This is a genomic window from Bradyrhizobium sp. cf659 (assembly GCF_900113725.1).
GTDB lineage: Bacteria > Pseudomonadota > Alphaproteobacteria > Rhizobiales > Xanthobacteraceae > Bradyrhizobium.
Window position 1 is genome coordinate 1 of sequence record NZ_FOQJ01000024.1, and the last position, 9,975, is coordinate 9,975.

The 9,975-nt window shown below is 62.7% G+C and carries 3 protein-coding genes; 2 read left to right on the forward strand and 1 reads right to left on the reverse strand.

All coding sequences use genetic code 11. The features are described 5' to 3' along the window. A partial coding sequence (locus BM118_RS39785) for a cadherin domain-containing protein (RefSeq protein ID WP_143099604.1) occupies positions 1 to 1,536 on the forward strand: 1,536 nt, incomplete at its 5' end. A 64-nt stretch (positions 1,537 to 1,600) separates the two neighbouring features. Here the strand turns inward: BM118_RS39785 and BM118_RS42015 are convergent. Beyond that, a complete protein-coding gene (locus BM118_RS42015; protein WP_349530039.1) occupies positions 1,601 to 1,948 on the reverse strand; it encodes a hypothetical protein in 348 nt (115 codons plus the stop codon). A 433-nt stretch (positions 1,949 to 2,381) separates the two neighbouring features. On the opposite strand from BM118_RS42015, the gene BM118_RS39800 reads away from it, so the two are divergent. Continuing rightward, positions 2,382 to 9,975 (forward strand): DUF5801 repeats-in-toxin domain-containing protein (locus BM118_RS39800; RefSeq protein WP_244550347.1); only part of this gene is annotated, 7,594 nt, incomplete at its 3' end.

Below are 9,975 nucleotides of genomic sequence, written 5' to 3' on the forward strand. Positions count from 1 at the left end.
GTGAAGGTCACCGCGACCGACAACACGACGGATGCCTTTGCGGTCGAGACCACGATCAACGTCGCCGTCACTGACGTGAACGAGCAGCCGGCGTTGACGTCGGGAGGGACGGGGACGGTCGCAGAAAATGCGCCGGTCAGCACGATCATCTACGACGCGTCTGCCAGCGATCCAGACACGACGGCGCCGAACAATGTGCTGACCTATAGCCTTGGCGGTACAGACGCCGGTGCGTTCAACATCGACGGGGCGACCGGCGAGGTGACGCTGAAGGCGTCGGCGGACTACGAGGTCAAGAACGCCTACCACGTCAACGTGACGGTGACCGACGGCGGCGGCCTGTTCGATACCAAGGCGGTGACGATCAACGTGACCGACGTCAACGAGGCGCCGACGGCGCCCGTCGATAGTGACAATACAGTCAACTCCGTCAACGCTCACGCGACGAACGGTACGTCCGTTGGGCTGACGGCGCATTCGACCGATCCGGACGCCGGCGACTCCGTGACCTATCAGATCACGGGCGGAACCGGCGCCAGCCTGTTCTCGGTCAACGCCAATGGCATCGTGACCGTCGCTGACGCCGCCAATCTCAACGCTGGCAGCTACACGCTCCTGATCGACGCCGTGGACAGCCACGGTGCCGCCAGCAGCTCGTCTTCTTTCGCGATCAATGCACTGCAGGCCGATCTGGGAGGACCCACAGGCATCAATTTCGTGGTCAGCTCGATGGGCGTTCTCGGCACGGCGGACAACGGCAACTCGCTGAACTCCGGCGCAGATCTCGGCAAGTTCGTCGCAACGGGCGATCCCGATGCCATCGACACCTTTCATTTCGCGCTGACCGGAAGTGACGCAGCGAAATTCTCGATCGACCCCAATACGGGCGAGCTGTTTGTCGGCGGTTCGAATTTGACAGCTCAAACGGCCGCGAACGGCGATGATGTTCCCTATCACCTGACGGTCACTGCGACCGATCAGGCAAACAACACGACCCAGACTAGCGTCGACGTCTGGGTGGGCGTCGCCACCAAGGACACCATGATCGGTGGCAGTGGCGTCGACATCATGTTCGGCATGAACGGCAACGACGCGCTGACCGGAAATGGGGGAAGCGATGCGCTGCTTGGCGGTCCGAACGCCGATACGATCTACGGCGGCGGAGGAGCCGACCAACTGATCGGCGGCGACGGCAAGGATAACTTCCTCTACAAGTTCGCTGCCGAGAGCTCGAACACCACCATCGGGCACGATGCGATCTACAATTTCACGGCGGGCGGATCGAGCCAGGACACGATCGACTTCACGCAGCTCGGTGCGGTCGGTAGCGATATTACGACGTATCAGGCGCCCCTCAGCGGTGCCGGCGTGAACCTCAATGCGCACAGCGTTGCCTGGATTGAATCCGGCGGCAACACGATCGTCTACGCCAACACCAGCAACGCGGCAGAGGATCAGGGGCACGCCGATATGATGATCGTTCTGGCGGGCACAAATCTCGGCCTGACAGCGAGTAATTTCCTGCTGCATCCGTGAGTTCAAGTGCGACTTTATCCCGGCCGGCATGCCCGGCCGGGTACCTGTGTGAAGAACCCGACTGCTAAATCTTCTGCTGCGCTCCGGGGCCTACAACGCTGACCGTGATCTTCTGAATTTCCGTCCGGCCGCCGGCATATTTGACCTCGATCGTCAGAACGTCGTCGCCGATGAAGTCGGGCTGCGACTTGTAGAACGCGACATAGGCCGGCACTTCCAGCGCGAGGCATGACTTGTAGTTCGTGGCTTTCACCTTCGCCGACTTGACCGTCACCTTCCCGGATGCGGGCGCATTGACCAGGCGGATCGTCGGCAGGGGACCCGACGTGCAATCGGGTAGCACGTTGATGAAGACGCCGACCCGCGTGTCCTTATTGGGGGCGGATTTGACCGTTCGTTCGACGGGAGACAATGCGTCCTCGGCCAAGGCTGGTGTGACGAACCCAGACAACAACCCAGACGACATTGCGATGCATGCGGACAATAATACCCTCATTGGTGCTCTCCCGCTTGCCGCGTTTTCCCGGTCAATTCGTTGCAAGATGCTCAATTTAAATGCTTTTTCGGCGCCGTGTGTGCGGATTAGCCAATTTACCACGGTGCGCCAAAAACCCTTCGTTAACTAGTTGATTTCGTTGACCCCCGCCTCGGTTAACAATAGCTTAATAGCGAAATTTTTCGAATTGCTTTCTACAGACTTGATTTGAACTGCACAGTGTTTTGGCAGGGGCAGATAGATTATGAACGCACAATTTCAGGTAGCGCAGGCTACCGGCACAGCTATTCCGACCAACACAACTCCAGTTCGAACTTTCACGCTGGCAAAGCCGCTAACAGATCAGGCGGTGGTCGTACATCTCGGATTTGACCAGAAGGTCAAGCTCGATTTCTCCGCGATAGCCAACGAAAAGATCACGCTCGTCCATGTCGGCGAGAAGCTGATCATTCTGTTCGACAACAAGTCGACGATCACGGTCGATCCGGTCTTCGATTCCCGTCACGACGATCAGCACCTGCTCTCCATCGAGCTGGCGCCCGGGCGCGACGTCAACGTGCAGGAATTCGCGAGCCTCTTCCCGATCACCACCGACCAGTCCGTGCTGCCTGCGGCCGGTGATGGCAACGGCAACGCCCAGGGCAGCGGCGCCAGCTTCTCCAATGCTGCGGTCGATACCTTGAACGCTGGCAATCCGTTGGACCTGCTCGGGCAGGAACAGCTCGGCAATTTCGTCCTCAATCCGGAGACGTTCGCCGGACTGCCCGCAACGACTCCGCCGAGCGCAGCCTTTACGCTCTCGGGGACGATCGTCATCCACGATGAAACCGTCGACGTCCAGATTCTGAACGGCGCTAACGATCTGCCCAATGCTGCTCTGCCCGCAGTCTTCTCCGCCGTCGGACTGATCGGATGGGCCCAAAGCGCCGTTTCGGAGATCGCGTCGTCGAGCGCCGGTTTCGGCAGCGGCGGGACCGGAACGGTGGTCTATGCGCTGACGACCTCGACCGGCGCGGCGTTCGCCGGCGTCGATTCCGGTCTGCAGGCCACGGTCACCGGCAATGAAATCTTCCTGTTCACCGAGGGCAGTCTGGTCGTCGGACGTGAGGGCGCCGGCGGCGTGGCCGATCCGAACGGTGCGGTTGCCTTCCAGCTCTACCTCGATCCAGCGACGCTGAAGCTTGACGTGGCCCAGTATGAAGCCATCAAGCACGGCACCGTGTCCGAGCCCGACACGAGCGAAGGCGCGCAGCTTGGCGATGTCGTTTTCGTGCAGCAGACGGTGACCGACGGTGCCGGCAACACGGCGACTGCGGTGTCGACCGGCTCGCTCGGCGTGTCATTTCTCGACGATGGTCCGACGGTCACGCGCGGCGAGGGCAGCGAACTGCCTTCCATCGGCCTGCTGAATCTCGACGAGACCATTGGTCACGAAGACAGCCCGCTGGTCGATCGTTACAACACCGGCGAGACTGAATCGAACGGCGTCACGCCGAACGGCACTCTGGACGACACCGGAGTGACGACCATCACGGTGTCCACCGCGCCGACGCAGGGCCAGGCGATCGGCGAATTGTCGACGCCTGCGGGCGGACTTGCCAATCTCTTTCCGGCGGCGCTCGTCGACTTCGGGACCGATGGTCCCGGGCCGGAGGGTGGCATCAGCAACGTCCTGAAGCTGGTGCTCTCGAGTGAGACGGTCGGCACGAATCTGACCGCCACGGCGCTTGCCGGCACTTCGCTCGCAGGCCTCGACGCAGCCGCGCGATCGATCGTCCTGGTTCAGGTCAACGACACCACGATCGAGGGCCGGATCGTCGGGGACGGCGTTGCCAATAATGGCGACGAATACGTCGCCTTCCGCATCTCGCTGGTGAACGCCAGCGATCCTGCGACCGCGCATATCACGGTCGACCAGTTCCTTGCGATCGATCACGGCGGCTCGGAAGACCCGTCGGTGTTTGACGAGCAGATCCTCCTCCACCTTACCGGGACCGATACGCTCGGCCTGCAACTCACGACGACAGTCACCGACGGTGATGGCGACCACGCCAGCTCGACGGTCCAGGTCAACCTGATCGGCAGCGAGAATTCGTTCATCGCATTCGACGACGACGGTCCGACGATCACGCGGGAGGAGGGCGAACATCCGACCAACGTTGGCCTGCTCGACCTCGACGAGACTATCGGTCAGGGAGACAGCCAGCTCAGCGATCGCTACAACGGGAGCGAGACCGAATCCGGCTTCGGGCCGTCGAACGGCACCGCTGATGATAAGGCCACAACCGTTACCGTCGCGATCCACCCGACGCAGGGGCAGGCGATCGGCGAGCTGTCGACCACCGCGGGTGCACTGGCGGAGCTGTTTGACACAGCCATTGTCGACTTCGGAACGGACGGTCCTGGCGCCAAGGGCGGCATCAGCAACGTCCTCAAGCTGGTGCTTTCCGGTGAAACCGTCGACACGAACCTGACTGCGACCGCGCTGGTCGGCACGCCGCTCGAGAACCTCACCGCGGCGCAGCGCGCCATCGTGCTGGTTCAGGTCGACGACAATACGCTCGAAGGGCGGATCGTCGGTGACGGTGCTGCCGAGCATGAATACGTTGCCTTCCGCATCACCCTTGACGACGCCACCGATCCCTCCGCGGCGACGATCACGGTCGATCAGTTCCTGCCGATCGACCACGGTGGCTCCGAGAATCCGTCGCAGTTCGACGAGCAGACGATCCTGCATCTCGTTGGAAACGGAACGCTCAACCTCGAGCTCACGACCACTGCCACGGACGGTGATGGCGACCAGACCAGCTCGTCGGCCCAGGTCACCCTGATCGGCAACGAGAGATCGTTCATCGCGTTCGACGACGATGGTCCGACGGTAACGGTATCGGAGACGGAAGGATTTGCTGTCGTCCACGACGAGACCCTGCTGTTGCAGAGCCCGCCGTTCGGCGACGACAATGACATTCTGTTCACGCCCGTTTTCAACGGCGTCATCAATCCCGGACACGACCCGCAGGGTCTCTTCGGTCTTCCCATCGGGTATGCGCAGAGCAACGTCGCCGCGCTCACCATCGACAATGTGGACTACGGTACCGACGGCGCGGCCAAGACGGGCGCCCAGGTCTTCTCGCTGACGCTGACCGACGCGCAGGGCCAGAGCACGACCGGCCCGGTCGATGCGATGCTCACCACGACGGAAGGGAAGGAGATCTTCCTGTTCCTCGAGAACGGGCTGATCGTCGGCCGTTACGACGGGAGCGATCCCGGCAACGACGTGACGGGCACCAACGATCCGGCCGCGTTTGCGATTGCGATCGACCCGGTGAGCGGCAAGGTGTCGGTCGTCCAGTATGTTTCGCTTCACCATGACAGCGCCGACATCGGCGGCGATATCGATGAGGCGGTCTCGCTGGCAAACGCCCTCGGCCAAGTCAAGGCGACCGTGACGGTCACCGACGGCGACGGCGACCACGCGTCGGCGTCCGCCAACATTGGCGGGGACATCCAGTTCGAGGACGACGGCCCGCTGGTGGCGGCGACGGTGTCTCGCAATTTCGGGGTGACTGCGGACGAGACCCCGGGCAACCAGGCGAACGACGTTGCCAGCCCGCTGCAGATCTTTGCGGGCGTGCAGAATCCCGGCGTTGATCCGGATGAGCCCGGATCGCCGCTCGCCTCTGCGACAAGCAGCGGCGCGGCGTTGTCGATCCTGCCGTATTTCGGCGTCGATGGCCCCGATCCGACTGCGGCGATCACCTATTCGCTCGAGCTGAAATCGTCCACGTCCGGGGTGACCTTGACGGACGGAACGGAGATCACCTTGTCGCAGGATCTTGCCGGCCGGGTAATCGGCACGGTGGGCCAGGACAATGTTCATCCCGAACTGAGCGGCAAGACCGCCTTTGCGGTCGCGATCGATCCGGTCACCGGCAAGGTCTCGGTGGTCGAATATCTCTCGCTGCATCACTCCGATACGTCCAATCCGAACGATCAGGCCTCGCTGGCCGCGGGCTCGATCTCGGCCGTCGTGACGATCAAGGATGGCGATGGCGACACCGCGTCCGCGTCGGCGGATATTTCGAGCAGGATCCACTTCAACGACGATGGTCCGGCGCTGACGATCGGCACCGACGTGACCACACCGGAATTTGTCGCGCTCGCACTGAATCTGGACGAGACGATCGGCCATGACGGGTCGTTGCCGGATCAATACAACATCGGCGAGGGCGAGTCGGGCGGCGGAACGCCGAACGGAATCGCCGACGACACCGGCAACGCCACCGTCACGTTCACGACGGACGCGACCTCGACGGCTGAGATCGGCGAGCTGATGACGGGGGCGGGGCTGCTGGCCCCCTTGTTCACGAATGCGGTGATCGACTACGGGGCCGATGGTCCCGCCCTGGTCAATCCCGTTACGTCGGCGCTGAGCCTTGTCCTGACCGGCGCGCCCGAGGTGGGCGGCATCAAGACCAACCTCGTCGCGACCGCGCTGGCTGGTAGCCCGCTCGAAGGCACGTCGGTGGACCATCGGACGGTCTGGCTGACGGTCGAGGGTGGCCAGATCGTCGGCCGCATCGGCCATGATACGCAGCAGACCACCAGCGACGATTTCGTCGTCCTGCGCATCACGTTGAGCTCGACGGATCCGGCCACGGCGCAGCTCGTGGTCGATCAATTCCTGCCGATCGATCACGATGCGTCGGAGCCTGCCGGCTCCCAGTTGCCCGAGAATCCCTCGCTGTTCGACGAGTCGATCTCGTTGCTGACGGCGATTGCCGGCCAGAGCGTCGGCGTGAAGCTGACGGTGACGGTGACCGACGGCGATGGTGACCATGTCACGAAATCGGCCACCGCGACTCTCATCGACAACGGCCATTCCATCGTCTCCATCGACGATTCCGGTCCGACGATCTCCGCTTCGCAGGAATGCGTCGATACGCCGCTCACCTATGTCGGCATCAAGGCGGGGAATGTCGACGAACGCGGTCTCGACGGTCCGAGCGACCAGGACGTGCTGTTGTCCGGAATCGGTCAGGGTAACGGTCCGAACCCGAACACGATCAATACGACGGGTAGCGATATCGGCGTCGGCAACCAGACGCTCGAGGGCCATGAGGTCCACGGAGGCAACGACCAGGCTGCGGAGATTCTGCGGCTCGACTTCGTCAACAATGTCACGTTCCCTGCCAATGCCTTTGCCTATAATGGGCACTATGAGGTCGATGCGGCCTCGTTCACGATCCACCAGATCCAGGGCAGCGGGAGCAATACGGCGACGGTTTTCGTCCAGGTCTTCAACGCCAATGACAACACCAACTTCACCGATGACGGCAATCCGCTGCCGATCACGCTGAACGACGTCACCGTCACCGGGGATGCCAGCTACACCAAGATTCCGGTCTATGACGGCAACACGCTTGTCGGCGTCGTCATCGTCGGCCTGAACGAGGGTGCAACCGTCACGGTCGACACGACCGACGACTTCAATCGTCTCGTCATCTCCAATTACGACAACGTCGCGTTCTCGAGCACGGCGAACGGCGCGCCGACGCTTCCGGCCGACCCGAATGATCCTCAGGAGGACAATGTCGGTCATCCGTTCTCGGTGAGCGGCATCTCGTCCGTGGTGTGCGCTCCCGCCACGCTCAGCGTCACTCACGACGAGAGCGCGGGATTTACCCCGCAATCCGGCCCGAACCCGGAGAACGACGTCGATCCCGCGACGGCCCCGAGCGTGCTGACGGCCGCGATTGCCGGCGCCCAGATCGGTACGGTTCTCGGCTACGCCGAGTCGACCGGCGCCGCCAACACTCTGTTCACGACGCCTGATTTCGGCACGGATGGACCGGGCCCGGCCGGAGGTGTGTCCTATCAACTGACAAATTCCACCGGTGGCGGATTCACCGGCCAGGATTCCGGACTGAACACCACGGTCGGCAACCACGACATCTTCCTGTTCACGGATTCCACCAACCCGAACATCGTCTGGGGCGTCGACAGCAACAACGTCCAGACCGGCGAGAAGGTGTTCGCGCTCTATCTCGACACCGACGGGCATCTGTGGGTCGCACAATTTGCGGCGATCGCGCACAATGTCGATGGCTCGACGCCTGCTGCCTATGACGACGAGGTCTCGATCACGAACGGCCTCGTGTACATCTCGGCCACCGCGACCGACGGTGACGGCGACACCGCCCATGCCGTTTCGCCGGCCGGGCTTCACATCAATTTCCAGGACGACGGTCCGCATGCATTTGCGGAAGGGTCGCAGAACGTTCTCGAAGGGGCCGCACCGGTCACCGGGCAGCTCGATTTCGATCCGGGCGCTGACGGCGCAACCGTCACTGAGATCAACGGGGTGACCCTGTCGTTCGGTGGTGACGGGTATTCCCAGGCGATCTCGATCGCCCATGGCAGTCTCCAGGTCACCGCGGACGGCGCCTACAAGTTCGTTGCGCAGCCCGACGACGTCTACAAGACCGGCGGGCCGGCGAACTTCACGTACACCGTGACCGATGGCGACGGCGATACGTCGGGATCGACGGTATCGTTCGTGGTCACCGACGACAGCGACCCGACCAAGGTGACGTTGAACGACGTGACGGTGAACGAGGGCGTCGGCACGGCGACGATTTCGGCCAGCGTGGACCATGCCCCGCAGGGCAGCAACCTCGTGCTGACCTTGAGCAACGGCGCGACGATCACGATCCTCAATGGCCAGACTACGGGCACCTCGACGCCGTTCGCGGTGCAGGGCGACGACCCCTATGTCGATCACGAGACCTACACCGTCTCGGTCACCGGCGCGGCTGGCGGCAATTATGAGCTCCTGGACACCACCGACACGGCGACGGTGACGGTCAACGACACGATCAACACCAACTTCGTGACGCTGCACGATGTCGTGGTGCTCGAGAACGAGACGATCGTTTACACGGCGCACATGGACTATGCGTCGCTGACGCCGTTCACGGTGACGCTGGACAATGGCGTGAACATCACCTTCGCGCCCGGTCAGTTGCTCGCGTCGTCTGCTCCGCAGCCTGCGCAGGGCGATGACGTCTACCTGGACGGCCAGTCGACCCAGGTCTCGATCACCGGCACCTCCGGCGGCAATTTCGAGGCGGTGAATTACTCAACCTACGGCCACGCCACGGTCACGATCAAGGACACCATCGATCCGACCACGGTGACGTTGAACGACGTGACGGTGAACGAGGGCGTCGGCACGGCGACGATCTCGGCCAGCGTGGATCATGCCCCGCAGGGCAGCAACCTCGTGCTGAGCTTGAGCAACGGCGCGACCATCACGATCCTCGATGGCCAGACCACCGGTGTCTCGACGCCGTTCGCGGTGCAGGGCGACGACCCCTATGTCGATCACGAGAGTTACACGGTCTCGGTCACCGGCGCGGCCGGTGGGAACTATGAGACGCTGAACACGTCCGACACGGCGACGGTGACGGTCAACGACACGATCAACACCAACTTCGTGACGCTGCACGATGTCGTGGTGCTCGAGAACCAGATGATCGTTTACACGGCGCACATGGACTACGCGTCGCTGACGCCGTTCACGGTGACGCTGGACAATGGCGTGAACATCACCTTTGCGCCCGGTCAGTTGCTCGCGTCGTCCGCTCCGCAGCCCGCGCAGGGTGATGACGTCTACCTGGACGGCAACACGACCCAGGTGTCGATCACCGGCACGTCCGGCGGCAATTTCGAGGCGGTGAATTACACGAGCTTCGGCCACGCGACGGTCACGATCAATGACACACTCGACCCGGTGACGGCGACGCTGACGGCGACGCCGTCGACCAGCGAGCAGGGCGGCTCGATCACCTACACGGTGACGCTGGCCAGCGGGCTGAGCCCGTTCACGCCGACCGGCGATCTGGACTTCACACTGGCCAACGGCGAGCACGTCATCGTGC